Origin of the sequence: Halorubellus salinus (assembly GCF_020567525.1) — an archaeon.
GTDB classification, from domain to species: Archaea; Halobacteriota; Halobacteria; order Halobacteriales; family Natrialbaceae; genus Halorubellus; species Halorubellus salinus.
In genome coordinates this window covers 31,432-57,520 of sequence record NZ_JAJCVI010000001.1, presented here as the reverse complement: position 1 = coordinate 57,520, position 26,089 = coordinate 31,432, and the positions used below count along the sequence as shown (strand labels likewise).

Sequence of the window (26,089 nt, the reverse complement as noted above, 5' to 3'; positions counted from 1 at the left end):
TCTGGTTTCGGGTTCAAATCCCGACAAGTCCACTTCCTCCGTTCACTACGTTCACGGAGTCGTGGGCTTGTCGTATCCCCATTCGCTCGCTACGCTCGCTCGCGAGGATCCCGACAAGTCCACTCACATTTTCGCGGCGCCAACCGACGAGCGCAGCGAGTCGTTGGTCGCGTGGATGTGGAAAGGCGGGCGGGCTTGCAGCCTGCACCCGAACTGTTTTGCCCCGACGTTCTCGTGGGTCTTGCTCGTCGTGTCGTGTATGTTCGGTAGTAAACTCGTTCGCAAGGCCGCGAAGAAGGGGAAGGACAAGTACGGCTGGAAGGGCCTCGTCGCTGCTGGCGTGCTCGCGTTCGTCGGGAAGCGCGTCGTGAAGAAGAAACTCAAGCGGAAGGTCGCCTGAAGTCGCGGCGCTCCGAGCGCTCGCTCGACACCGCGCTCGCCGTCCGTTGATGTTATCCAACCAACACACGGAAAAAATTGGTTCGTGTGCCGACACGATAGCGTTGTTCTGGTCGTTAGTCGCGACGGTAGATGCGGAGTCGACCGTCGAGAACCTCGAAGGCCGACTTGAGCTGTGGCGGAATCGTCTCCGCCTTCCCGATGACGAGATACCCACCGGGCTTCAGCGACTGCGCGATGGTCCGCAGGATCGGTTGCTTGTACTCGTTGTCGATGTAGATGAAGAGGTTCCGGCAGACGACGAGGTCGAAGCCGCTCTTGGCCTCGCCGTTGATGAGGTCGTGCTTCGCGAACGTCACCTTCCGACGCACGCGCTCGGTCATCCGGAACGAGTCACCGTCACGGTCGACGTACGCATGGAAGTTCGAGAGGAACGACAGCTGTTCCTCGATGTCGACGGTCCGCGAACTGCTGTACTCGCCGTACTGCGCGGTCTGCAGGGACTCCTCGTTGATGTCCGTCCCGTAGATGCGGAACTTCTCCTCGTCGACGCGCGGGTCGTCGATGGCGAGCATCGCGAGCGAGTACGGTTCCCGACCGTCCGCGCACGCCGCCGACCAGACGTGGACGTGGTCGTTGTGCTCCGAGAGGTCCCGGAGGACGCCACGGATGCCCTCCCAGACGTCCGGATTCCGGAAGAACCCCGTGACGTTTATCGAGAACGAGTCCAACAGCGCCTGTGCCTCCTCGTCGTTGTCCTTCAGGAACTCGAAGTACTCCTCGTACCCCGAGACGTCCGTTCGACGCATCCGACTGGAGAGGCGTCGCTTCAGGTAGCTGTCGTTGTAGTGACTCGTCGCGAACCCGATCTCGTCCTCGACGTACGTGGTGACTTGCTCGTAGGCGACGTCACCGCTCACAGCTCGACCACTCCGTGATCGCCGTCGGCGGTCCGAACGGTGAGCGTGCCGGTGCTCGTGTCGAACTCGACCGTGCGACCACGCTGCCCGCCCGTGTCCTCGGCGATGATGGGGACGCCGAGCTTCCCGAGTTCGTCCTTCGCGGCAGCGGTGTTGCGATCGCCGACGCCGTCACCGAAGGACTCGAACTCGAACATGTCGCTCCCGCCCGCGATCTTCGCTTCGACGCTCGTGTACGCCGCGCCATTCTCCACCATCCGCCGGAGCATCGCGCGGATCGCGGTGTCCGCGTACTTCCCGGGCTTCTCGTCCGCGCCGTCCGCGGCGTCGCCGTCGGGCAGCATCACGTGCGCGAGCCCGCCGATTCCCGAGTCCGGGTCCCAGAGCGCGACCGCGAGACACGACCCGAGCCCGTACGATTTCAGCGTGTCCTCGGCGTCCCTGCCGCGGACGACGAACTCCGAGATGCCGACCTGTACCGGTTCCGGTGCCCCTGGTTCGCTCCCGTACGTCTTCATGCGTCCTCCATCGTCATGCGTTCTCCAGTTCGTCGATGGAGACGTCAGCTTTCGTCTCCGCGTCGGCGACCTTCTCCACGTCGAGTTCGTTCAGCGCACGTTCCAGGTCGTCCTGGTTCGGGATGGCGTAGATCGAGCAGTCGAACTCGCGGTCGTTCGCGCGCATCACGGTGTCGAACACGAACGCGAACTCCTGATCTTCGCCGAGCTGGATGACGACCGGGTCGATGACCGCCGCACCGTAGTCGTGGATGTACTCCGGCGGCGAGTGGTCGATGGTCGTCCCGAGGACGTTCGCCCACCCGTCGATGAACCCGCTCGCCATGATGTTCCCGAGTTCCTTGATCGCGCTGACGCCGAGGTCACCGAACTCGTCGTCCGGTGGACTCGGCACGGTCGCTTCGACGACCTCGCGAGCGCTCCCTTCGTCGAACAGGAACAACAGGTACCCGGAGGGGTTCCCGTCGAGTTCGTGCGCGACGCCGACGAGCATCTCGTCGTCGATCTCCTCGGGGATGGCTTCGAGACTCGCGAAGTTCAGCTTCCGGACCTCGACCTCGGTCTCGATGCCCGTGAGCGTCGTGATGTTCGACGCCACCTCCTTCGCGCCCTGTTTCGCCATCTCGTCGAACCCGGCGAGCTTGTCGTACTCGATCCCGATCGAGTTCGGGTCGCGGTGCCGGTCGAGGACGGCCGCCATCGACTCGCGCTCGGGGAACAGGTAGTGCCGGAACTCGATCTCCGTGTCGACCGCCTCGATCTTGCTCTGGAAGAGGAGCGCGAAGTCGTCGGCGTCCGGCGCTTCCTCGAGGTCGCCGATGAAGTCCATCGCGGTCCGGCCTTCGACGAACTCGGGCGTCTCCACGTCGATACCGGTCTCGAGGACGTCCGCCCAGCCGTCGATGAACCCCGCGTTCATTATCTGACCGACCTCGGTGACGGCACTTCGACTCATGTCGTCGAAATCGTCGCCGGCTTCGTCCAGGAGCGTGGAGACGACGCGCAGCGCGCTTTCGCGGTCGAAGACGATGACGGAGTGCCCGTCGATGCCGCCGGACAGTTCGACGCGGACGCCGACCTTGTCGGTGCCGTCGCCGAACTCCTTCTGGATCTCCGAGCCCCGCATGAAGTTCAGTTTCGTGACGCCGACTCGCGTCTCGACGCCAGTCATCCGCGTGAGGCGGCCTGCGGCGAGGCCGGCGCCTTCGCGCGCCATCTCGTAGAACGTCCCGAGTGCCTTGATGTCCAGTTTCATTGGGGCCGTGCCTCGATCGCGTTGACCATCTCCACGAACTCCTCGAGGTCGGGGAACGCGTAGATCTCGGCGGCGATGTCGTAACTCGGGACGGTCAGGTTCGAGTCGAAGAACAGCGCGAGGTCTTCGCCGCCCAGTCCCGCGGTCCGTTCGACGATGTCGCCCGCTGGCGCGTACACGAGCTGGGGTGTCGCGATGTCGATGGTGCGACCGAGGACGTCCGCCCAGCCGTCGATGAACCCGCTCGCCATCATGTTCCCGAGTTCCTCGACTGCCGACCGAGCCATCTCGCCGGACACGTCACCCATGTCGTCCACCATATCGGACAACATGAGCGCGGTCACCTTCTTCGCGGACGATTCCGGGAAGAGGATGAGGACGTGCCCGTGCGGCGGCTCCATCAGCCGCACGCGGACGCCGACGCGCTTCCCGTCGTCGAGCTGGGACTTGATGTCCTTCACGTCGATGAAGTTCGTCTTCGTCACCTCCATCTGGGCGTTCTCGCCCGTGAGTTTACTCATGTTCTCGGCGACGCCGTTCGTCCCCACCTTTGCCATTTCGTTGATGAAGCTAAGCTTCCGGATGTCGACCATCAAGCTCATGGTTTGTTTGCTCTCATAGCGTTTTCACGTCGAGGATGTTCACGACCTCGCCCTCCCCGAGGACGGTCGCGCCCGAGAGCCCGGGGATACCCCCGAGGACGTCGTCGTACGGTTTCACGACGACCTCCTGTTGGCCCTGAACGCGGTCGCAGTGCAGCGCCACGTCCCGGACGTCCCCGCGGACGTGCAGGAGCATGCCGCCGCCGTCCGCTCGGGCGCTACCCGGCGAGCCGAGCGCGTCTCCGAGGCGTACGAGCGGGGTCTCGTCCCCGTCGTCGGTTCGAACGACCTCGCGGTCGCCGTCCTGTTCCACCGTTGCGGCGGAGCCGATGTCCCGGACGACCTTCGTCGGGATACCGAACTCCTCGTCGCCGCATTCCACGAAGAGGACGTCGTCGATGGCGACCGACACAGGCAGCACGAGTCGGATCGTGGTGCCTTCGCCGAGTTCGCTCTCGATCTCGACCTCGCCGTCGAGGTCTTCGACCGTCGACCGAACGACGTCCATCCCCACCCCACGGCCGCTGACGTCGGTGACCTCCGAGGCCGTCGACAGCCCCGGATGGAACACGAGTTCGTGCGCTTCCGTGTCGCTGAGTGCGTCCGCGTCCTCGCGACTGAGGATGCCTTCCTCGACGGCTTCGTCGCGGAGGACGTCCGGGTCGAGGCCGCGGCCGTCGTCGCTGACCTCCACGACGACGCGGTCCCGTGCGCGTCGCGCTTCGAGCGACACGGTTCCCGTGTCCGGTTTGTCCAGGTCCTCGCGTTCCTCGCGGGATTCGATGCCGTGGTCGACGGCGTTCCGCACGAGGTGCACGAGCGGGTCGCTGATCTCGTCGAGGATTGTACGGTCCATCTCGACGTCCTCGCCTTCCAGCTCGAAGTCCACGGCTTTCCCCTGTTCGCGCGAGACGTCACGCACGACGCGCGGGAGTTTGTTCGCGGTCATCTTGAGCGGGACGAGGCGGATGTCCATCACGGTGTCCTGGAGTTCCCCCGTGATGTCCTCGAGTTCGTCGAGGTCGTCGTCGAGTTGCGCCGCGCCCGCGTCCTCCTCGACGGAGCGACGGAGCCTGACGCGGTTCGTGACGAGGCCCTCGACGAGGTTCAGGAGGCGGTCGACCTGGTCGACGTCGACGCGCACGGACTGGACGTCGCCTTCGCCGCTGTCGTCGCCGCGGGCGGGGAGCGTGGAGTCGACGAGCGCGCGCGCTTCGTCGGGGTCCATCTCGCCTTCGGGCGCGTCCACGTCGGCCGCGTCCTCGGGAGCGTCGTCGAACCCGCCGGCGTCGAGACCGTCGTAGTCGACGCCGCTCGATGCGGCGTCGTCGAAGCCGGCGTCGGTGCCGAAGTCGCCGGTCTGCACGTCGCTGTCGGCGCTCGCCGCGTCGTCGCCGGGTTCGTCGAGCTGGAACTCGCCGACCTCGACGCTGTCGAGGTCGGCTTCGTCGACGTCCGCGAGCGGGCCGGCCGTCGAGGACGCGTCGGTCTCCGCGTCGACGTCGGGTGCGTCGTCCGCACCGAAGTCGAGGTCGGCGTCGGTCTCGAACCCGTCGCCGGTGTCGAACCCGTCGCCGGTGTCGACGTCGAACGAGTCCTCCGCATCGACGGCGAACGAGTCGTTGGTGTCGAAGTCGCTGCCGAGGTCGTCGCTGTCGACGTCGTCGTCGAACCCGAGGTCGTCGTCGGTGCTCGCGGGCGTCGCCGTTCCGTCGAACGGGTCGTCGACGTCGTCGAACGACGTGTCGCTGTCGGGGTCGGCGGCGCCGAGCTCGAAGCCGTCGTCGTCGAGGTCGTCGCCGGCGGCGTCCGCGGTCGTCGGTTCGTCGAACCCGCCGACGTCCGGCGCGTCCTCGAACCCGTCGTCCGTGGTCGCCGAATCGTCGAACCCGTCGTCCGTGGTCGCCGAATCGTCGAACCCGTCGTCGGCGCCGGCCGACTCGGCGCTGTCTGCCGCGGTCGCGTCTGCGGTCTCGGGTGCGTCCACGTCGGCGGTCGCGTCTGCCGTCTGCGCATCGTCTGGCGCGTCACCGGCAGCGGCGACCTCGTCGGCGGCGGTCGACGCGTCAGCAGGCTCGTCGTCGGCGTCAGCGCCGACCGTCGACGCGTCGGCTTCGACGGGGTCCGCGTCAGCTTCGACCGTATCCGCGTCCGCGTCGGCTTCGACCGACTCGTCGTCGGCGTCGGCTTCGTCGAACCCGGTGACGTCGTCCACGAGGATGTCGTCGACGTCGCCGTCGCCGACGTCCATCTCGTCGTCGCCGAAGAAGTCCTCGTCGCCCTCTTCGAAGTCGTCGCCGAGGAGTTCGTCGAACCCGACCTCCTCCTCGTCGCTGTACTCGTCGAACTCGAGTTCGTCCAGTTCGTCCTGGAGTTCGTCGAACCCGACGGGATCGACCTCCTGTTTGAGTTCCGCGAACGTCTCCGCGGCGTCCTCGACCTGCTCCGGGTCGTCCGCGTCGTCGGCGTCGACCGCGGCGTCGTCCCCGACGACGTCGTCGCCGCCGAGGTCGAGGTCGTCGTCTCCGGCGACGTCGTCACCGCCGAGGTCGAGGTCGTCGTCCCCGGCGAAGTCGTCACCGAGGTCGAGGTCGTCGTCCCCGGCGAGCGGGTCGTTCGCCGGTTGGTCGTCGACCGCCAGGTCCTCGCCGAGGTCGAGGTCGTCGAACGACCCGGCTTCGCCGAGGTCGTCGAACCCGGAGACGTCGTCCATCTCCTCGACGAGCGCGTCCAGGTCGTCGTACTCGTCGAACTCGCCGAGGAGCTCGTCGACGCTCATGTCCTGCGCGACGTCCTCGTCGATCTCCGCGGCCGGGTCGTCGGGGAGCGGGTCAGCCGACGCATCCCCGTCGCCCGTGGACGCGTCCTCCACCGGCTCCGCTTCGTCGTAGCGCGTCGTGACGTCCGTGATGATCCAGTCGTCGACGGCGCCGACGGGTTCGAGGGCCGCCTCGATGGCGCCCGGCGTGACCGCACTCCCGAACACCGCGTCGATGCGACCGCTCGCATCGTCCGACTCGACGACGTCCCGCGGCGGCGTCGTCCCGAGCAGGTCGAACGCGTCCTCGAGCGCATCCACGACGAGTGCCGCGTTGTTCACGCTCTCGTCCTGCACGACCGCAAGCCGGACGTGATACACCGTGTGGTCCGGTTCGTCGAGGTCGTCCAGTCCACGGACCGCGTCGTCGAGGTCGTCGTCGGACGGGTCCGTGATACCGGGGGCGCCCGTCGCAGCCGCCTCCACCGCGCGAAGCCGGTCGATGGTGTCGCTCGGGTCCGTCCGGATCTCGCCGTGTTCGCGCACGTCGTCGAGCATCGACTCGAACTCGTCGACCGCGTCGAACACGTCGTCCATCAGGTCCGCCGACACGTCCATCTGGCCCGCGCGAACCGCATCCAGCAGGTCCTCGATGGCGTGTGCGAGGTCGCTCGCCTCCTCGAACCCCATCGCGCCAGCGTTCCCCTTCAGGGTGTGCGCCATCCGGAAGATGCGGTCCATCGCCTCCTCGTCCCCTGGCTCGCGCTCCAACTCCAGGAGCGCGTTGTTCAGCTCGGTGACGTTCTCTTCTCCTTCCTGCACGAAGTCGCGTACGTACTCATCCATGGGTCGAAGCCTCCTGAGCGAACGCGTCACAAATAGCTCCCGGCACGTCCGACGCCGACCGAACGTGGTCGACGGATCCCGTCGCGATCGCCTTCTCGGGGATGCCGAACACCGGACTGGACGCCTCGTCCTGCGCGATTGTCGTTCCGCCTGCTCGTTTGATCGCTTCGATACCCGCGGCGCCGTCCTTCCCCATCCCCGTCAACGCAACGCCGACGAGTGGGTCGGACACGCGCTCCGCAGCGGTCCGCATCGTCACGTCGATCGCGGGACGGACACCGTGAACGCGCTCGCCCTCGGTCAACCGCAAGCGGAGGTTCCCGGCGACGTTCGACGTGACCTCGAGATGATATCCGCCTTTCGCGACCACGACCTCGCCGTCCTGCACGCGCTGTCCGTCCGAGGCTTCGGACACGTCGAACGGCAGGAACGAGTCCATGCGCGCGGCGAGCCGGTCCGTGAAGCTCGCCGGCATGTGCTGGACGACCAACACCTTCGGGGCGAGCGTCACCGGGAGCGAACGTAGGATGCTCTCGAGTATCTTCGGGCCCCCAGTGGACGCCCCGATGACGACAGTGGGGTGCTCGACGAACGCACGGTCTGGCTCGACCGACGACTCGCCTGCCGCTCCCGACCGGTCGGTCGCCTCCGGCCGACTGGAACGCGTCGAACTCGTCGACCCCGCGGGGGCCGCGGCCCGTCGTTCCGTCGGGGTTATCGAGGACAGGTCCGCGCCGGCGACCGCGTCGACCTTCTCGACGATACGGTCGCCGAGCGATTCGATGTCCCGCGTCACCTCACCGCCGGGTTTCGCGAGGAAGTCGACGGCGCCGCGCGCGAGCGCGTCGAGCGTCGCCTCCGCGCCCTTCTGGGTGTGCGCGGACAGCATCAAGATCGGTGTCGGCTTCGACGCCATGATGCGCGACACGGCCTCGATCCCGTCCATCCCCGGCATCTCCACGTCCATCGTGATGACGTCCGGGTCGTGTTCGTGCACCATCTCGATGGCTTCCTGGCCGTCGCTGGCGCTCAGCACACGGTACCCGTGGTCCGCGACCACGTTCCCGATGACAGTGCGCATGAACTGCGAGTCGTCGACGACCAGCACGCTCGTCATGCAGGCACGACGTCCTTCAGCGCCTTCCTGACGCTGGGTTCCTCGAACGGCTTCGTCACGTAGCCGTCCGCGCCGGCCTTGACCGCGAGCTTCATCTTCTCGCGCTGACCGACGGACGTGCACATGATGACCCGCGAGTTCGGGTCGAGTTTCTTGATGGCGGCTGTCGCCTTGATGCCGTTACACTTCGGCATCACGATGTCCATCATGACGATGTCCGGTTCCTGTTCCTTGTACAATTTCACCGCTTCGGCCCCGTTGGACGCCTCTCCGAGTATCTCGTAATCGTCCTCCAGAATCTGTCTGAGGAGATTCCGCATAAAATGAGAGTCGTCCACGATGAGCACCCCTGTCGACATTCGGTTAATACACCAAGCATCGTTAGACGAAGCAAAAACATAAATGCTATTGCCCGGTTATCATTCGCGATAATACGTGTTATGGAGTCGTTACTCGCCGGTAGCGGCGTTTCAAGGGGTTCCTACCGATGCTGTCGCGACGTGACTATGACACGTTCTCCCGCGGCTCACTGCGTCGGGCCGGACGCTTCGATGACACCTTCGACGTCGACGAGGCCGACCGGCTCGGTTCGCTGGCCGTTCTCGACGCGGTGGAGGAGGCCGGCGACGAGCGGATGGTCCGCCGCGTCGTCGGTCGCGTCCTCGCTCGGCGTCACGTACTTGAGCGGGAACAGCTCGACGCCGTCGACGGTATCCACGCGGATGCCGGCCGATTGCCGGTCCTGTGGCATGTCGAAGACGATGATGCGCTGGTCGTTCTCGGGTGGTTCGTCGACGCGCGTCGGGAAGTGACTGCGCGCGTCGATGACCGCGGTTATCTCACCGCGGAGGTCCATGATGCCGTCGATGGCGTTCGCGGCTCGCGGGACGCGCGTCAACTCGCCGACCTTGACGATGTTCTTCACGGCGTCGACGTCCATCGCGAGGCGGCGGTCGCCGACGCGGAACACGACGAACTGCTCGACTTCGTCGGGCTCCCCGTCGCCGCCGGCGCGCTCCGTCTCCGGGTCTCTGGTCTCCTCGTCGGACGGCGAGGAGACCTCGACGTCCTGTAGTTCGTCGGGGAGGTCCGCGGACATTCTCGTGTTCGCTAATCCGTATGCACGGATAAAAATCTGCCCCCCGAGCAGGACGTTCGGTGGCGTTGCGAGTGACGGGGATCACCACGCGAAGGCGGCGGTGATGACGTACGCGAACGCGAGCACGACCATGGCGTGGACGGTCACCGCGGGCGATTCGACGCGGCCGTATCGGTGTGCACCCACGACGAGGAGGACGGTGGTTGGCGCGGCGAGTGCGAGGAGTGCGAGGGGCGCGAGCCCGGTGGCGACGAGCGTGGTGATGCCACCGAGGCCGATGATCGCGGTGAACGTGTAAAGTCCTCTGAGCGTGCGCACGCGGAGGATGACTGCGAGCGTGCGCTTCCCGACCTCGGCGTCGGCGCGTCGGTCGGGCCACTGGGTCGCGAGGAGGTTCGCGAAGACGATGGCCGTGAACGGGAGGAAGGTGAGGACGTCGACGACGTCGGGTGTGGTGCCGGTGACGGCGACGCCGTACAGGGGAAGTGCGAGGCCGCCGAGGAGGGCGTTCGTGAGTTCGCCGAGACCGCGCCAGGCGAGACGCGGGCCGAGCGAGTACGCGACGCCGGCGACGAGGATGACCGAGAGGAGTGCGATGGCGGTCGCTGGAAGCCCGGCGACGGCGCTCGCGAGGACGGCGACGGTCGCGAGTGCGCTCGCGCCGACGAGCGCGCGCCACGCGAACGCTCGCTCCAGCCCGGTGGCGTGGAGGACGCCGCTGCCGCCGGAGTACGGCGTGGGAGTGGTGAGTGCGTCGGTCTCGTAGTCGGCGTACTCGTTCGCGTAGTGCACGGCGACCGCGACCGCGAGGAGTGCGCCGACCCCGACGAGGACGTTCGCGTGCTCGCCGCCGCGGGCGACAGCGACGAGCACGCCGAGCGCGTACACGACGCAGATGAGCGCGAGCTGGTCGGGGCGTGCCATTCCGGCGAGCGCGACGGCGTACCGACGCCGGCGACTTCGACGCTCTGTCACGGTCGTCGGTTGGAGCGAGACGACCGTATGCGTGTCGGCGGGCCGTGGAACGCTACGCCGGGGTGTGGGTCGTGGTGGACTGACCGGGCGCTCGCCGAACCAGTCGGAAGTTTCAACAGTGATAATCGAGAACGGGTGTGACATGAGTTCGAGTGGGCGGACCGACGACGTCGCCACCAGCGTCCTGACGGCCCTCGGCAACAAGTACAGCGCCGAGATCCTCTGCGCGGCGCGCACGCCGACGTCCGTCCAGGACCTCAGCGACGAACTGGGGGTCCCCATCGCGACGTGCTATCGCCGCATCGAGGAGCTGGAGTCCGTGGGACTCCTCCAGTGCGAGGGCCGACAGCTCTCGGACGAGGGCCGGCGGACGAACGTCTACCGGCGCACGCTCGACGAGTTCGCCATCGAGTTCACGGGCGACGGACCGACCCTGTCCACCGAGGACCGGTCGGCCGCGAAGAACCAGATACAGGAACAGATGGAGTGACCGCCGGTCAGCCTCGCCGGACTGACTGGTACCCAGCGTCGCGTTGTTCACCGTCGGCTGGCGTCGCGCTCCTTCCGCGAACCTGCTCGCGTCGTCGATTCCGGCGAGGACGAACGTCCGACGAGCGACGCGTTCGCGTCGGATGAGCACGTTCAAGTGCACGCGAGGGAATCCTGGGGTATGATGGAGCGAATATCGTCGGCGTCCGCGGAGCGTCTCGAGGACGCCCGCCGGACGCTGTACGTGGGCCGGGACCGACCGCTACGCATCTCCGCCGGGCACCGCATCCAGCACCACGACGGGAAGTGCTCGCGGCCGCACGGCCACAACTACGAGATCGCGGTCGCGATCACGGGCGACGTCACCGAGGAGGGCTGGGTCGTCGACAAGGGCGTGGTGACCGACGTCGTCGACGAGTGGGACCACCGGTTCCTCCTCGAAGCCGACGACCCGCTCGTCGACGCGTTCGAGGACGCGGGCGACGGCGACGCGGTCGTCACGCTGGAACGCCCGCCGACGGCGGAGGTCATGAGCGTCGTCCTGGAGACGAAGCTACTGGAGGCGCTCCCCGAGTCGGTCGCGGACGTCCGCGTGCAGGTCGCGGAGACGAGCGAGCTCACGGGCGGCAGCCCGCTGTAGGGATGCCCGTCACGGACCGCATCGACGACGCCGACGTCGTGGGAGACAGCGGCGACGACGCGACCGCCCCCGAGGGCGACGCGCTCCCGGTGAACGAGCTGTTCGAGTCCCTCCAGGGCGAGGGCACGCTCGCCGGGACGCCGTCCGTCTTCGTTCGGACGAGCGGCTGCAACCTCCGGTGCTGGTACTGCGACTCCTACCATACGTCGTGGGAGCCGACGCACGCCTGGATGGCGCTCGAGGACGTCCTCGCGGAGGTCGAATCCTTCGACGCGAACCACGTCGTGCTCACCGGCGGCGAGCCGCTCGTGCACGACGCGAGCGAACGGCTCCTCGAGCGGCTCGCCGACCGCGGCTATCACACGACCGTGGAGACGAACGGGACCATCGCGCCCGACGCCCCGATGGACCTCGCCTCGATCTCGCCGAAGCTCGCGAACAGCGTGCCGACGGCAAAGCGCGACCCGAAGGGCGACGGCGAGTGGGCCGAGCGCCACGACGACCGTCGCGTCGACCTCGACGCGCTGTGCGCGCTCGTGGAATCGTACGACAGCCAGCTGAAGTTCGTCGTCTCCGAGGCCGAGGACGTCGCCGAGGTGAACGCGCTCGTCGAACGCGTCCGCGACGCGACGACCGCAACCGTCAGCGACGCGGACGTCCTCCTCATGCCCGAGGGCGCGACCCGCGACCGACTCGCCGAGACCCGCGAGCGCGTCGCCGACCTCGCGCTCGAGCACGGCTACCGGTACACGCCACGCCTGCACGTCGACCTCTGGAACGACGCCCCCGAAACGTGACTCCCTTCGACTACCCCATGACCGACGACACGACCGCATCGACCGACGACACGACCGCATCGACCGACGACACGACCGCATCGACCGACGACCACGACGCCGACATCGACGCTGGCGACGGCGAGCGTGCCGAACGGCGCGCGGTCGTGCTAGCCTCGGGCGGGATGGATTCGGCGACGGCGGCGTACGTCGCCGCCGACCGCGGGTACGAGCTCTACCTCCTGCACACGTCGTACGGGCAGAACACCGCGGACCGCGAGTACGAGTGCGCTCGCGCGCTCGCCGACGCGACCGACGCGGCGGACTTCCTGCACGTCGAGACCGGGCACCTCGCGGCGATCGGTGCCTCCAGTCTGACCGACGACGGGATGACGGTCGCCGACGCCGACCTCGACGACGACGAGATCCCGGACTCGTACGTCCCGTTCCGGAACGCGAACCTGCTCGCGATGGCGACGAGTTACGCCGAGGCGAACGATTGCGAGGCGGTGTTCATCGGCGCGCACAGCGAGGACTTCTCGGGGTACCCCGACTGTCGCCCGGCGTTCTTCGAGGCGTTCCAGGGCGTCGTCGACGCGGGGACGAAGGACGAGACGGCTATCGAGATCCGCGCGCCGTTCGTCGAGTGGTCGAAGACCGACATCGCCGAGCGCGGCCTCGAACTCGGCGTCCCCTACGAGCACACGTGGAGTTGCTACCGCGAGAACGAACCCGCGTGCGGGACGTGTGACGCGTGCGCGTTCCGCCTTCAGGCGTTCCAGCGACTCGGCGAACGCGACCCTATCGCGTACGCCGAACGCCCGGACTACGTCGACGACGCCTGAGTCGAGAGGGCGTGCACTCGACGGGGTTGAGCGCACTCGACGACCCGTCGTTCACTTGCATCGGGGGTGTGGGGCTCGGTTCCCTCACCGACGCGTCCATGCCTGCTGGAACCCTGGTCACTCGCTCGGGCTAGCGGCGGACTCGTCCTCGCTCGGACCGACGTCGCGTTCGCGCGCCAGGACGGTGACGGCGATGCCGGCGAGCGCCACTGCGCCACCGACCACGGTGAGCCAGCCCGGGACCTCCGCGAAGATGACGAGCGCGAGGAGCGCGCTCCCGACGGCCTCCCCGAGGAGCGAGACGGAGACGACCGCGGACTCGACGCGTTCGAGCAACCAGTTGATGACGGTGTGGCCGAAGAACCCCGGACCGACGGCCATCGCGGCGAACAGCACCCACTCGACGGCCGGATACCCCAGGAGGTCGTGGCCCTGCACGAGCGCGGTCACGAGGAGAGCGACCGTACACGCACCGTAGACGACGGTCGTGTACGGGAACACGCGAACGCGCTGGCGGAGCGACCGCCCGACGAGGACGTACGCCGCGGCCATCCCCGCGGAGACGACGGCGAGCGCGTTCCCGAGGAGCGGGTCGGAGACGGTCGAGGAGCCCGAGGCGTCCAGCCCGATGAGTGCCGCGCCGACGACCGCGACGACGATCCCCAGCACCATCCGGGGCGTGATGCGGTCAGAGAGGACGAGCCAGGCACCGATGGCGACGAACACGGGCTGGGTCTGGACGAGCGTCGCGCTCGCAGCGATCGTGGTGAGGTCGATGCTGACGAACCAGAGCGCGAAGTGCGCGGCGAGCGCGACGCCCGCGACCACCGCGATCGCGAGGTCGCGGCGCGATATGTCGCGGAAGTCACCGGGGTTCCGTCGGACGGCGAGTGGCGCGACGAGCGCCGTCATGAACAGGACGCGGTAGAACGCGATGACCGTGCTCGGCGCGTCCTCGACGGCTCTGACGAGCGGGGCGCTCGTCGACACCGCGACTATCGCGACGGCGAGGCCGACGACCGGTCGTTCCACGACCGCGCGCCGCACCCGATTGAACACACCATCACGGTACGCGGACGCCCTCAAACCCGTTCCGGTACCGGCCCAAGCGGCCGCGTCGCTACTCGGCGTCGCCGGGCGTGTCGAAGTCGTGGAAGTGCTCGCCCTCCTCCTTGCTGAGGATGTCGAGTGCCGCAGCGCCGCCGTCGCCGGCGGAGATGACGGCCTGCCATTCCTGGTCGCGGACCATCGCGCCGGTCGCGTAGCAGTCCGCGATGGACGTCTCCATCGAGAGCGTCACGCTGACGGTACCGTCGTCGTCGAACTCGCACCCCATCGATTCGGCGAGGTCGCGGTCCGCGCCGGTCGCGAGCACGACGTAGTCGCCCTCGTAGCGACCGTCGACGTCCTCGGTGGTGTGGACGACGAACCCGTCCTCCGTCGAGTCGACGGACGTCACCGCTTCCCCCTGGTGCCGTTCGACGCCGTACGAGTCCGCCTGCTCGCGTGCTACGTCCGCGAACCGACTGCCGTCCATTGACTCGATGCCGAGGTAGTTGAACAGGTGGGCCTTGTGCAGCCACGTCTCGTCCGTGTCGAACACCTTCGTCTCCTGCCCGTTCTTCGCGGTGAACAGCGCCGCGCTCAGGCCGGCCGGGCCGCCCCCGACGACGAGTACTCGTGCCATGCTACCATACATCGTGCTCCGGTGGAAAAAACGTATCCGTCCCGGAACGACCAGTAGCCCGTCGCGCTACTCGAGGATGCGCTTCGTTCGCTTGTGGCGGTCCCGGAACATCCCCTCGAACCCGACCTTCGCGAACGGTCCCGCCAGGTCACCGAGTCCGCCGAGGGGCAGACGATAGTCGACGCGGTCCCGGACGATGGTGTCCTCGCCGTCGGCGTAGAACATGTGCGTGTGCCGCCACTCGCGGAACGGCCCGTCCCGCATCTCGTCGACGAAGTACGCCGACCCGTCGCTCGCATCGCGTTCGACGATGACGGACGTCCAGGACTGCGCTGGCGTCACCCCGAACGGCCGCATCCGCATCTCGATCTCCGCGCCCGTCTCCAGGACGTCCGGGTCGAGTTCCCCATCCGGCCCGCGGACCGCGAGCAACTCCAGTTCCATGAACGCCGGCGTCAACGCCTCCAGTCCCGACGCGTTCGAGTGGAACTCCCAGACCGCGTCGAACGGCGCACGAACCCGGACCTCCCGCGTGAACGTCGGCATACTCCAGAATTGACACCCGACGGGCATAACGCCGCTGGTCGGGGAACCCCTCCCGCCACGCCTCGCGCGAACCAACGAACGCCATCGCCACCCGGATACCCCACCGCACGCACCGCCCCCGACCGCATCCGACGGTCGACCCGCGTCGCTACTTCAATCGCTCCTGGAGGAACGAGGGATGTGCCGCAGTCACGCCATCTATCTCGAGTATCTCGTCCTCGATGACGGCACCGAGCGCGTTCCCGTCCGTCGCACGCACCTCCGCCATCAACATGTGGTCGCCACTCGACGTGTACAGGGACTCGACCTCGTCCAGGTTCTTCAACGCGCGCGTCCCCTCCACGTACTTCTCGCTCGCCACGTCGATGCCCACGAGCGCGATCGACTGACTCGCGAGCTTCTTCGGGTCCACGTCCGCGGAGTACCCGACGATGACGCCCTCGGACTCGAGTTCCTTGATGTACTTCCGGACTGTCGGCTTCGAAACCCCCGCCTTCTCCGCGATCTCCGCGTGAGAGGCCTGTGCGTCCTCCTCGAGGATAGAGAGGATGCGGTCGGCCGTCGACTGCGTGCTCATATATGTAGAAGAAATTTGCGTCGGTGCGAAAGAAGCTTTCGGACGACCGAACTCCCCCTCGCAACTCGAGAACCGCGGCATGCGAGCGCAGGTGGTGGTCGCCCGAGCGCGAACCGACGACCCGGTCGGCCTACTTGTGGCGGTCGAGCAGGTCGTAGCTCCGCTCCCACTCGTAGTCGTCGTCGAAGTACCGCTCCGCGAGCGGCTCCGTCGGCATCTCGCCGATGTCCTGCTTCTGCTGCTGGTAGGACACCGACTCGTCGTCGACGTAGTACCGGCCCGTGAGGACCTCGCCCTCGTAGAGGGCCTCCTCGGTCTTCGTCATCATCTCCTGGGCCTCGCGGCGCGAGCTCGTGTCGAAGTCGTAGTCGTCGGACTCCTGCACGTCGATGTACGGCACGTACTGACGCGCGTCCTTGTTCCAGGTCGGACACTGCGTGAGGAAGTCGATGTGCGCGAACCCGTCGTGCTCGATGGCCTCCTTGATGATCTCCTTCGCCTGGTTCGGGTTCACCGCCGCGGTCCGCGCGACGTACGTCGCCCCGCTCGTGAGCGCGAGCGACAGCGGCCGGATCGGCGTCTTCGTGTTCCCGTGAGGCTGGGTCTTGGACTTGTGGCCCTTCGGCGACGTGGGACTCGTCTGGCCCTTCGTCAGCCCGAAGATCTCGTTGTTGAACACGATGTACGTCATGTCGTGGTTCTCGCGCGCGGTGTGCATCGTGTGATTCCCACCGATGCCGTACCCGTCGCCGTCACCGCCCGCGGCGATGACCTCGACGCCGGGGTTCGCGAGCTTCGCCGCACGCGCCACGGGCAACGACCGCCCGTGGATCGTGTGGAACCCGTACGTGTCCAGGTAGCTGTTCAGCTTCCCCGAGCACCCGATGCCCGTGACCGTCAGGACCTCCTCGGGCGTCTTCCCGACCTCCGGGAGCGCCTGCTTCAGTGCCTTCAGGACACCGAAGTCACCGCACCCCGGGCACCACGTCGGCTGGGGTTCGAGACCGGGCGTGAACTCGTCCCGGTCGATCTCTCGCTCGTCGTCGACTGCGTTGAATGCACTCATGGGTTAGTCACCTGCTGCAGGTTCGATGCGGACCTGCGCCTGCAGGTCCGACGTGTCGCCACCGTTGACGTTCGCTTCGAACCCCTCGACGACCTCCGCGGGCTCGAAGGGGTTCCCGTTGTACTTCAGGAGGCTCGTCAGCTTGTCGCCGAACCGACCGAGCTCCTTCTGCGTGAGACCGCGGAACTGCGCGGTCGCGTTCATCTCCACGACCATCGCCTCGTCCACGCTCTCCAGCCACTCCGTGACCTCCGCGACGGGATACGGCATCATGTCCGAGACCGACAGCGCCTTCACCGAGTGCCCGTTCTCGTTGAGGCGGTCGACGGCCTCCTTGACCGCACCCTGACTCGACCCCCAGGTGAGGATGCCGTACTCGGCTTCCTCGGGACCGAAGTACGTCTGCTGGGAGTCCTCGTCGAGCTCCGCGCGGATGGCCTCTTTCTTGCGCTTCCGGCGGTCCATCTGCGCGACGCGGTTGTCCGGGTCCTCGCTGATGTGCCCCATCGGGTTGTGCTCGTTCCCGCTGGCGAGGAAGCGGCCGGCCTGCTGGCCGGGGAGCGACCGTGGACTCACGCCCTCGGGCACGCCCTCGAAGTTCTCCTCGGGGTCGTGCTGGAATCGCTTGAACTTCCCGGAGTCGTCGTGTGCGGCCTCAAGGAGTTCCTCCTCGGTGAGCGTCGACCCGAGGTCGGGCGCGGGCTCACGGTTGAAGAACTCGACGTCGACGTTCGTGTTCTCGCCGCCGAGCTTCTGGTCGTAGACGAGGATCGCGGGGATCTGGTAGTCCCACGCGATCTCGAACGCCTTCCGCGTCTGTTCGTAGGCCTCGCGGATGTTCCCGGGCGCGAACACGACACGCTGGGAGTCGCCCTGGCTCGTGTAGAGGACGTGCTCGAGGTCGGCTTGCTCGGGCTTCGTCGGCATCCCCGTGGAGGGACCGGCGCGCATCGCTTCGACGAGCACGAGCGGCGTCTCCGTCTGCTCGGCGAGGCCGAGCGGTTCGCTCATGAGCGCGAATCCACCGCCGGACGAACCGGACATCGCTTTCGCACCGTTGTGGCTGGCGCCCACCGCGAGCGCGGCTGCGGCGATCTCGTCCTCGACCTGCTCGGAGATGCCGCCCATCTCCGGGAGGTTCTGGCTCATGATGGTGAAGACGTCCGTCCACGGCGTCATCGGGTAGCCGGCGATGAACCGGCAGCCGGCGTCGATGGCGCCGTACGCGATGGCGTTCGACCCCGAGAGGAGCGCTTGCTCGCTCTCGTACTCGCCGGTGGGCGCACGGAGGTCGTGCGTCATCTCCGTGTTCTCCTTGACGTCCTCGTAGGTGTCCTCGAGGATGGTGACGTTCGCGTCGAGGATGTCGCCGGACATGGCCTCGGTCATGATCTCCTTGATGTGCTGGAGGTCCATGTCGAGGAGCGCGGCGGTCGCGGCGACGCCGGCGGTGTTCCGCATGACCTCGCGCCCGTGTTCCTTCGCGATCTCGCGGAGGTCCATCGGGTAGAGGTGCCAGTCGTTCTCCTCGGCTCGTTCCTCGAGGTCGAGTTCGGCGACGTCGTCCTCGTCGAGGAGGCCGGTGTCGTAGACGATGACCCCGCCCTCGTTGAGGTCGTCGAGGTTCTCGCTGAGTGGCTTGAGCTCCTCGTTCCCGTAGTACGCGTTCTCCTTCGGGTTCCGCGCGAAGGAGTCCCCGAGTGCGAGGAGGAAGTTGTATCCGTCGCCGCGGGACCGTACGTCGTCGTTGGACGCGCGGATCTCGACGTACGTGTGGCCGCCGCGGATTCGAGAGGGATAGTGACGATGCGTGAAGATGTTCAGCCCCGAGCGCATCAGGGCCTTCGCGAAGTTCTGGCTGGTCGAGTCGATCCCGTCACCGGAACCGCCCGAGACGCGCCAGATGAGGTCGTCGTCAGTCATTGTTGGTAGTCACGGCCCATGCTGGACCTAGGTACTTGAAGATTCAAGAGAAACCGACTAAAGCCTTTGCTATCCATTAGCACACAATAATTGTGAAGAACCGGGAAACGGTTTCCGGGTTTCCGGGGACGGCGCCGACCCGCACTATTTCAAACGAACGTTCATCCGGGACGTGGCTACCTCTCGAAGAACCGACGAGAAGGACCTCTCCTACTCGTTGCGCGGACTGCTCGGATGGTAGTCGGTATCGTACTCGCCGACGTCGCCGTCGACGCGGTCCGGGTTGATGCGCCCCGAGAGCAGCATGAAGTCGACGAGCGTCAGCGCGAGCATGGACTCGACGACCGGTACGCCACGGGGCGGCAGGACGGGGTCGTGACGGCCGATGACCTGCTCGGTCTTCGCCTCGCCGGTCTCCCAGTCCACCGTCTCCTGCTCCTTCGGGATCGACGTCGGCGCGTGCAGCGTCACCTCGCCGTAGATGGGTTCGCCCGACGAGATACCGCCCTGGATGCCGCCGTGGTCGTTCTCCTTCGGGACGGGGTTGCCGTCGTCGTCGAACGCCCAGTCGTCGTTGCGTTCCTTGCCCGTCCACGTCGTCGCCTCGGTGCCGAGGCCGAACTCGAACGCGGTCGTCGCCGGCACGCTCATCATCGCCTGCCCCAACCTGGCCGACAGCGAGTCGAACCGTGGCGCGCCCAGCCCGACGGGCACGCCCTCCACGCGGAACTCGATGCTCCCACCGATGGAGTCGCCCTGCTCCTGGTACTCGTCGATGCGTTCGCGCATCCGCTCGGCCGTCTCGGGGTGCGCACACCGGACGGGGTTGTCCTCGCTGTGTTCGAGCATGTCCGCGAACGACACCTCGGGCGCCTCGATGTCGTCGATCTGGTTCACGTGCGCCTTCAGTTCGACGCCCTCGCGAGCGAGGAGCTTCTTCGCGATAGCGCCCGCCGCCACCCAGTTCACGGTCTCCCGGGCCGACGACCGCCCACCGCCGCCCCAGTTCCGCGTCCCGAACTTCGCCGAGTACGTGAAGTCCCCATGCGAGGGGCGGGGTGCCGTGATGAACGGCTCGTACTTCCCGCTTCTCGCGTCTTTGTTCTCGATGACCATCCCGATGGGCGTTCCGGTCGTGTACCCGTCCTGGATACCGGACTTGATCGAGACCGCGTCCGGCTCGCCGCGACTCGTCGTGATCTTCGACTGCCCCGGCTTCCGCCGGTCGAGGTCGCGCTGGATGTCCTCCTCCGAGAGCTCCAGGCCCGCAGGGCACCCAGAGACCGTCACGCCCATCGCCTCACCGTGGCTCTCGCCGAACGTCGTCACCTGGAAGAGCCGCCCGAACCGGTTCCCGTTCATGCACGCTCCTACGCGCCCTACCCTTTCAACCCTATCCTACCCGCAAGTCCGGCCCGCGTCCGCGATCCCAGACCACCCTCCACGGGCGGCGGGGGTTCATCAGTGATGCCGCAGCAAGCACCGGCGTCCGCTGATCGACGCCGCCGGCAGGCCTGGGCTGGAGCGTGACGATCCCGTCGGCGAGCAGCCACGACCGTCACCTGTCGGGCCGACGTGCGCGCTGCCGAGTCACAGCGCGCCAGCCACGTCGTCGAGTCGTCCTGCCGCGAACGGGACGAGCATCTCGTCGGGGTGGAGCCCGCCGTGCATCCCGACGAATCGGAGGCTCGTCGCCGCCGCGCCCACGGCGAAGTAGACGCCGAGGTCGGGGTGGCAGACGACGAGATCGCCGACGCGACGCTCGGTCTCGGGCGCAACCGGCCCGTCGCCGTAGAGCCCTCGCGCGAGTGCGTCCTCGCCGTCGAACACGAACGCCTCGACCTCGTCCTCGAGGACGCGTCGGACGTCCGCCGTCGCGTCGTCGCGGACGTGGAGTTCGACGCTCCGCGGCCCGCCGGAGAGGTACACCGGCGACCCGTCGTCGAAGCGTTCGAGACCGTCCACGACCGTCGGGTACTCGGTGAGGTCCACGTTCCGGTCCGGCTCGGTGTCGATCTGGCCGTGGTCCGCGCAGAACGCGACGAGCACGTCCTCGTCGGCGCCGACCGCATCCTCCGCGGCGGCGACCGCGTCCGCGACCGCGTTCCACGTCTCGTCGACGACGCCCGCGTACGCATCGGAGTCGTTCCCGTCGTGGTGCCCGCTCGCGTCCACCTGCGGGAGGTAGGCGTAGACGTACGCCGGGTCGGTCGCGTCCGTCATCGCGTCCGCGACCGTCGCCGGGAGCGTCGCGAGGTCCTCGCCGTCGTACTGCGAGGCGGTCGCGCCCGAGTACGGCGACGGGAACGGTGCGATGGTGCGACAGTCGACGCCGCGAGCTTCGAGTTCGGGGTAGATGGGGTCGACCGCGAACGCGTCCTCGGCGTCGTACCCGGAGACGTCGCTCCCACCGGTGCCGTCGAACCCGAGCCCGAGGAAGGAGGCGTCGAGGGCGGGGTCGTAGACGTCCCAGCCGAGGACCCCGTGCTCCGCGGGGTACGCGCCCGTGTTCAACGTCGTGATGGCGGCGGCGGTCTCGCTCGGGAACACCGACGTCAGTGGCGTCACCGTCGTCGACGATTCGATTGCGCTCACGACGGGGTGATGGCGGTGGTCGTGCCACTGCGCGAGCCCGAAGCCGTCGACGAGGAAGAGGAGGACGTGGTCGACGTCGCGGTCGTCGCTGACCGTAACGCCGTCGACGCCGTCGTAGACGTCTTCGGGGAGCCGGCGCCTCCCGGTGGGTTCACCGAGCGCGCTCGTGAGGGTGCCGGGGACGTTCCCGAAGCAGTAGTCCACGTACGCCGGGTAGAGCCGCGGCCCCTCCTCGTTGCGCTCGCGGAGGTCGGCCGCGACGTCGTCGCGGAGCATGTCGATGACGACGTGCGGTCAGCCCAAGAGTCCTGTGACGGTGCGGGTCGTGGTACCGTGACGGTCGCCCAGCGGTGCGTGACGGACGCCCGGTAGTCAGTCCATCGGGTGGGCGTGCGCGCCGAGGTCGGCGAGCGCGTCGAAGAACCCGGGGAAGGAGACGTCGACGTGCTCGCAGCCCTGGATGGTGGTGTCGCCGTCGGCGACGAGTGCGGCGACGGCGAGGGACATGACGATACGGTGGTCGGCGCGGCCGTCGACGGTCGCGCCCTCGAGCGTCGTCTCGCTCCCGTGCACGGTGAGCGCGTCCCGTTCCTCGGTGACGCTCGCACCCATCTTCGCGAGTTCCTCCGCCATCGCGGTCACGCGGTCGGTCTCCTTGTAGCGGACGTGCTCCGCGTTCTCGATGCGCGTGTCGCCGTCCGCGACCGCGCCGAGTGCGGCGATGGTCGGGAGGAGGTCGGGCGTGTCGCCGACGTCGACGGTGACGCCCGAGAGCGCGGCTCGTTCGACGGTCACGGCCCCGGCGTCGCGGTCCCAGTCCACGGGTGCGCCCATCCGCTCGACGACGTCGAGGATGGCGGCGTCGCCCTGCGCGCTCGGGACCGCGCCATCGACGACGACCTCGGGGTCGCCGGCGACGGCGCCGGCGGCGAGGAGGTACGACATCGACGAGAAGTCACCGGGGACGCGGTACTCGCCGCCGGCCGCGGCGTAGGACTGCCGGCCGTCGACGCGGTAGCCCGCGACGGCCTCGGCGGTCTCGCCAGCGGTCGGTTCCGCCGCGACCCCGAACGCGTCGAGGACGTCGAGCGTGATGTCGACGTACGGCGCGGACTTCAGGTCAGTCTCCAGGGCGACGTCGACGCCGTCGTCGGTGAGTGCACCCGCCATCAGGAGCGCGGTGACGAACTGCGAGGAGACGTCGCCGGGGATGCTCGCGGTCCCACCCGTCATGGGGCCGTCGACGACGAGCGGCGCTTGCCCGTTCGAGCGCGTACTCCGAGCCCCCGCGCCGAGTTGCGTGAGTGCGTCCAGGAGCGGGCCCTGGGGTCGCGAGCGGAGCGACGAGTCGCCCGTGAGGACGGTCGTGCCGTCGACGAGTCCCGCGACCGCGGTGACGAGTCGCATCGTGGTGCCGCTGTTCGCGCAGTCGACGACGTCGTCTGGCGTCACGGGCTCGCCCGCGAACCCGTCGACGCGAGCCGCGCTACCGTCGTCAGCGAAAGCGACGGTCCCGCCGAACGCCTCGACAGCGCGGGCCGTCGCTCGCGTGTCGGCGCTCACGAGCGGGTCGCGGACCGTGGCACCGTCGCCGAGGCCGGCGGCGAGGATGGCGCGATGCGTGTAGCTCTTCGATGGCGGGGCGCGTGCAGTCCCCGAGACCGACGAGGGAGAGACGTGTGCGTCCATGCCCGAGCCGTGGACCGCCGCGGGGTTATGGGTACCGACGGCGACAACGTCCGCCAGCGCCGCCCGGCACGGAGCCAGCACGCGGTATCGGGTTCCGTCGGCGAGCGAACCAAGTTCGTCGGGCGCCATCGTCCTCGTATGCCAGTGGAATCGCCGGACCCGCGGAGCGTGGACGTCCTCGTCGTGCACGCCGACGACGTGGTTGCGGCACTCGCGGCGACCGCGCAAGGACGGGAGACCGTCCTCAGGGTGACGCCGCCGTTCCGTCGACGCCAACGCGCCCGCATCCACGTGCCTGGAGAGATGGGAGTCCAGCAGGCCGCACCGCCGGAGAGCAACCCGGCTGGGAATGACGAACGGGCCGAAGACGTCGACGCGGATCCGCTCCTCGTTCCCGCGGAGGCGTTCGTCGACGAGAACGCCCAGTCGTTCCCACGAGCACCGGACACGGAACCGAAACCCGCAGAATCACCGGAGTACGACGTCGACGAGCACTTCGAGCGTCACGAGGACGCGGTCGCCGACTGGCGGGAGCGAGTGCCCGAGCACTTCCGCGAACGAACGCACGTCGCCGGTCCGAGCGACGAGCGCTGCGAGTTCGAGGTGCGGTACCTCGGTGCCCGAAAGGGGTAGACGTAAGCCCGACCGTTCCGAGGGTACGCCCATGGACCCGGACTTCGCAGCGCTCGATGCGTACCTCGACGAGCACGACCTCGACGGGTACGCGTTCGCCGACGACGAGTCGAACTCCGACCTCTACTACACGACCGGTTTCGGCGCCCCGGACCCGTTCGTCGGCGTCTACACGCCCGACGAGACCGCCATCCTCGTGTCGTCGCTCGAGTACGGTCGCGCGAAGAAGGAGGCGCGCGCCGACACCGTGAGACGTCGCTCCGAGTACGACCCCCGCGAGAAGCAAGCCGAGTACGGCCAGGACAACGTCCAGCAGAAGGTCGTCTCGGAGTTCCTCGCCGACGTCGGCGTCGAGTCCGTCGCCACACAGCATGGGTTCCCGGCAGGGCTCGCCGACGGCCTCCGCGAGGAAGGCGTCGCGGTCGACCCCGAGTCGACCGGGAACGGCGTCGTCACGGACGTCCGTGCGGTGAAGACCGACGAAGAACTCGAGTACGTACGCGAAGCCCAGAAGGCCAACGAGAACGCGATGGCCGCAGCGGAGGCGCTCATCCGCGATGCGACCGTCGAGGACGGCGTCCTCCACTACGACGGCGACGTGTTGACGAGCGAGCGCGTCACCGAGGAGATCGAGGTGGCGCTCATCCGCGAGGGCTGTGCACTCGACGAGACCATCGTCGCGTGCGGCGCGGACGCCGCCGACCCCCACGACCGCGGGAGCGGCCCGCTCGAAGCCGGTGAGACCATCATCATCGACATCTTCCCGCGGAGCAAAGCGTCGAAGTACCACGCGGACATGACGCGGACGTTCGTGAAGGGCGAGGCGACCGACACCCAGCGCGACTGGCACGCGGTCACCGACGAGGCGCGCAAGGCGGCGCTGGACGCGGTCGAAGCCGGTGCGACCGGCGAAGCGGTGAACCAGGCGGTCGTCGACGTCTACCAGGACGCCGGTCACCCGACCGTCTTCACCGACCCCGACACCGAGACCGGATTCATTCACTCGACCGGGCACGGCGTCGGCCTCGACGTCCACGAAGCCCCCTCGATATCGCTGAACGGCGAGGAACTCGAAGCCGGGCACGTCATCACCATCGAACCCGGGCTCTACGACCCCGCCGTCGGCGGCGTCCGCATCGAGGACATCGTCGTCGTCACCGACGACGGCTACGAGAACCTCACCGACTACCCGATCGAGCTCGAGGTCGAGTAGGTCCCTGACGTCGGCGAGTGGCGGTATCGAACGGCTTTTCTCCCGCGGTCGGCTACTCGCGTCCAGATGCGAGTACTCGTCGTCGGCGCCGGGACGATGGGTCGCTGGTTCGGGGACCTCGTGGACGCACGCGTCGCGTTCGCGGACGCCGACCCCGCCGCGGCCGACCGCGCAGCCGAAGCCGTCGACGACGCCGAAACGACACCGTTAGACCCGGAAACCCCGGCCGCTGATGCTGATGCGGACGCGGCCGGACGGCGGTTCGACGTCGTCTGCGTCGCGGTCCCGATGACCGTCGCCGCAGACGTCATCGCTCGCCAGGCGAGTCGCGCGACCAGCGCGGTCGTCGACGTCGCAGGCGAGATGGGCGGGCCAGTGAACGCGATGCGCGAGCACGCGCCCGACCTCGAACGACTGAGCCTCCACCCGCTGTTCGCCCCCGAGAACGCACCCGGAACCATCGCCGCGGTCCACGATCAGCGCGGTCCCGTCACCGACGCACTCCGCGAATCGCTCGCCGCGAACGGGAACGACGTCTTCGACACGACCGTCGACGAGCACGACACGGCGATGGAGTCAGTACAGGCCGCTACGCACGCCGCGATCCTCGCGTGGCAGCTCGCCACCGACGACGTCCGCGAGGAGTTCCACACGCCGCTGTCGCGCGAGCTCGCCGACCTCGCCGCGCACGTCACGAGCCAGGAACCACGCGTCTACGCCGACATCGCCGACCGATACGCTCCCGGACGCCAGGCGCTCGCCGACGCGGCCGCTCGTCTCGCCGACGCCGACCACGACGCCTTCCTCGACGCGTTCGCCGACGCCAGCGAACGCGCCCACGACGACGACACCGACCACCGATGACAGATTCACGGACCACCGACGACGAACGACGGACCACCGACGACGAACGACGGACCA

General features: G+C 67.9%; 26 protein-coding genes. 8 read left to right on the top strand and 18 right to left on the bottom strand.

Annotated elements, in window-relative coordinates; all coding sequences use genetic code 11:
* Positions 1-259: 259 nt before the first annotated feature.
* The gene (locus LI336_RS00265) at positions 260-400 is read left to right on the top strand and encodes a hypothetical protein (protein WP_227130618.1); all 141 of its coding nucleotides are present in this window, start codon (positions 260-262) and stop codon (positions 398-400) included.
* A 115-nt stretch (positions 401-515) separates the two neighbouring features.
* Here LI336_RS00265 and LI336_RS00260 read toward each other — a convergent pair whose 3' ends face one another.
* From LI336_RS00260 to LI336_RS00220, 9 genes are all read right to left on the bottom strand, one after another.
* Positions 516-1,319: a CheR family methyltransferase gene (locus tag LI336_RS00260; protein WP_227130617.1), complete on the bottom strand. Its 804-nt coding sequence runs from the start codon at positions 1,317-1,319 to the stop codon at positions 516-518.
* Positions 1,316-1,837 carry a chemotaxis protein CheD gene (locus LI336_RS00255; protein ID WP_227130616.1) on the bottom strand — a complete coding sequence of 174 codons (522 nt, stop codon included), beginning with the start codon at positions 1,835-1,837 and terminating at the stop codon, positions 1,316-1,318. The genes LI336_RS00260 and LI336_RS00255 overlap by 4 nt, the downstream gene beginning before the upstream one ends.
* Before the next feature lie 13 nt (positions 1,838-1,850).
* Entirely contained in the window at positions 1,851-3,092 is a 1,242-nt protein-coding gene (locus tag LI336_RS00250) for a chemotaxis protein CheC (protein ID WP_227130615.1), read from the bottom strand.
* The gene (locus tag LI336_RS00245) at positions 3,089-3,694 is read right to left on the bottom strand and encodes a chemotaxis protein CheC (RefSeq protein ID WP_227130614.1); all 606 of its coding nucleotides are present in this window, start codon (positions 3,692-3,694) and stop codon (positions 3,089-3,091) included. The genes LI336_RS00250 and LI336_RS00245 overlap by 4 nt, the downstream gene beginning before the upstream one ends.
* A 13-nt stretch (positions 3,695-3,707) precedes the next feature.
* Positions 3,708-7,298: an Hpt domain-containing protein gene (locus LI336_RS00240; RefSeq protein ID WP_227130613.1), complete on the bottom strand. Its 3,591-nt coding sequence runs from the start codon at positions 7,296-7,298 to the stop codon at positions 3,708-3,710.
* Positions 7,291-8,415: a chemotaxis-specific protein-glutamate methyltransferase CheB gene (gene cheB / locus LI336_RS00235; RefSeq protein WP_227130612.1), complete on the bottom strand. Its 1,125-nt coding sequence runs from the start codon at positions 8,413-8,415 to the stop codon at positions 7,291-7,293. The genes LI336_RS00240 and cheB overlap by 8 nt, the downstream gene beginning before the upstream one ends.
* Positions 8,412-8,774, bottom strand: coding sequence for a chemotaxis protein CheY (gene cheY / locus LI336_RS00230; protein ID WP_227130611.1), 363 nt, complete (start codon positions 8,772-8,774; stop codon positions 8,412-8,414). The genes cheB and cheY overlap by 4 nt, the downstream gene beginning before the upstream one ends.
* Before the next feature lie 167 nt (positions 8,775-8,941).
* Positions 8,942-9,514 carry a chemotaxis protein CheW gene (locus LI336_RS00225; protein WP_227130610.1) on the bottom strand — a complete coding sequence of 191 codons (573 nt, stop codon included), beginning with the start codon at positions 9,512-9,514 and terminating at the stop codon, positions 8,942-8,944.
* An 81-nt stretch (positions 9,515-9,595) separates the two neighbouring features.
* Complete coding sequence (locus tag LI336_RS00220) at positions 9,596-10,489, bottom strand: prenyltransferase (RefSeq protein ID WP_227130609.1); 894 nt, start codon at positions 10,487-10,489, stop codon at positions 9,596-9,598.
* 142 nt (positions 10,490-10,631) lie between these two features.
* Between LI336_RS00220 and LI336_RS00215 the strand changes: the two genes are divergently transcribed.
* From LI336_RS00215 to queC, 4 genes are all read left to right on the top strand, one after another.
* The gene (locus LI336_RS00215; RefSeq protein ID WP_227130608.1) at positions 10,632-10,979 is read left to right on the top strand and encodes a winged helix-turn-helix domain-containing protein; all 348 of its coding nucleotides are present in this window, start codon (positions 10,632-10,634) and stop codon (positions 10,977-10,979) included.
* A gap of 180 nt (positions 10,980-11,159) precedes the next feature.
* Complete coding sequence (locus LI336_RS00210) at positions 11,160-11,618, top strand: 6-pyruvoyl trahydropterin synthase family protein (RefSeq protein WP_438267256.1); 459 nt, start codon at positions 11,160-11,162, stop codon at positions 11,616-11,618.
* A gap of 2 nt (positions 11,619-11,620) precedes the next feature.
* The gene (locus tag LI336_RS00205; protein WP_227130607.1) at positions 11,621-12,415 is read left to right on the top strand and encodes a 7-carboxy-7-deazaguanine synthase QueE; all 795 of its coding nucleotides are present in this window, start codon (positions 11,621-11,623) and stop codon (positions 12,413-12,415) included.
* 17 nt (positions 12,416-12,432) lie between these two features.
* Positions 12,433-13,239: a 7-cyano-7-deazaguanine synthase QueC gene (gene queC, locus LI336_RS00200; RefSeq protein ID WP_227130606.1), complete on the top strand. Its 807-nt coding sequence runs from the start codon at positions 12,433-12,435 to the stop codon at positions 13,237-13,239.
* Between the two features lie 117 nt (positions 13,240-13,356).
* On the opposite strand, the gene LI336_RS00195 is transcribed toward queC, so the two are convergent.
* From LI336_RS00195 to aroA, 9 genes are all read right to left on the bottom strand, one after another.
* Complete coding sequence (locus tag LI336_RS00195) at positions 13,357-14,298, bottom strand: DMT family transporter (protein WP_227130605.1); 942 nt, start codon at positions 14,296-14,298, stop codon at positions 13,357-13,359.
* A 61-nt stretch (positions 14,299-14,359) separates the two neighbouring features.
* On the bottom strand, positions 14,360-14,926 hold the full coding sequence (locus LI336_RS00190; RefSeq protein WP_227130604.1) for an FAD-dependent oxidoreductase: 567 nt from the start codon (positions 14,924-14,926) through the stop codon (positions 14,360-14,362).
* A 66-nt stretch (positions 14,927-14,992) separates the two neighbouring features.
* Complete coding sequence (locus LI336_RS00185; RefSeq protein WP_227130603.1) at positions 14,993-15,472, bottom strand: SRPBCC family protein; 480 nt, start codon at positions 15,470-15,472, stop codon at positions 14,993-14,995.
* 148 nt (positions 15,473-15,620) lie between these two features.
* The gene (gene lrpA1 / locus LI336_RS00180) at positions 15,621-16,049 is read right to left on the bottom strand and encodes an HTH-type transcriptional regulator LrpA1 (RefSeq protein ID WP_227130602.1); all 429 of its coding nucleotides are present in this window, start codon (positions 16,047-16,049) and stop codon (positions 15,621-15,623) included.
* 130 nt (positions 16,050-16,179) lie between these two features.
* A complete protein-coding gene (locus tag LI336_RS00175) occupies positions 16,180-17,115 on the bottom strand; it encodes a thiamine pyrophosphate-dependent enzyme (RefSeq protein ID WP_227130601.1) in 936 nt (311 codons plus the stop codon).
* A 3-nt stretch (positions 17,116-17,118) separates the two neighbouring features.
* Positions 17,119-19,038: a 2-oxoacid:acceptor oxidoreductase subunit alpha gene (locus LI336_RS00170; RefSeq protein WP_227130600.1), complete on the bottom strand. Its 1,920-nt coding sequence runs from the start codon at positions 19,036-19,038 to the stop codon at positions 17,119-17,121.
* Positions 19,039-19,248: 210 nt separating this feature from the next.
* Entirely contained in the window at positions 19,249-20,400 is a 1,152-nt protein-coding gene (gene aroC, locus LI336_RS00165; RefSeq protein WP_227130599.1) for a chorismate synthase, read from the bottom strand.
* Positions 20,401-20,628: 228 nt separating this feature from the next.
* Complete coding sequence (locus LI336_RS00160) at positions 20,629-21,909, bottom strand: alkaline phosphatase family protein (protein WP_227130598.1); 1,281 nt, start codon at positions 21,907-21,909, stop codon at positions 20,629-20,631.
* A gap of 96 nt (positions 21,910-22,005) precedes the next feature.
* The gene (gene aroA / locus LI336_RS00155; protein ID WP_227130597.1) at positions 22,006-23,322 is read right to left on the bottom strand and encodes a 3-phosphoshikimate 1-carboxyvinyltransferase; all 1,317 of its coding nucleotides are present in this window, start codon (positions 23,320-23,322) and stop codon (positions 22,006-22,008) included.
* 138 nt (positions 23,323-23,460) lie between these two features.
* Here aroA and LI336_RS00150 point away from each other — a divergent pair, with 138 nt between their 5' ends.
* From LI336_RS00150 to LI336_RS00140, 3 genes are all read left to right on the top strand, one after another.
* The gene (locus tag LI336_RS00150; protein ID WP_227130596.1) at positions 23,461-23,955 is read left to right on the top strand and encodes a DUF8009 family protein; all 495 of its coding nucleotides are present in this window, start codon (positions 23,461-23,463) and stop codon (positions 23,953-23,955) included.
* Positions 23,956-23,986: 31 nt separating this feature from the next.
* Positions 23,987-25,168, top strand: a complete 1,182-nt coding sequence (locus tag LI336_RS00145; RefSeq protein ID WP_227130595.1) for a M24 family metallopeptidase — start codon at positions 23,987-23,989, stop codon at positions 25,166-25,168.
* A 66-nt stretch (positions 25,169-25,234) separates the two neighbouring features.
* A complete protein-coding gene (locus LI336_RS00140; protein ID WP_227130594.1) occupies positions 25,235-26,032 on the top strand; it encodes a prephenate dehydrogenase/arogenate dehydrogenase family protein in 798 nt (265 codons plus the stop codon).
* Positions 26,033-26,089: the final 57 nt, after the last annotated feature.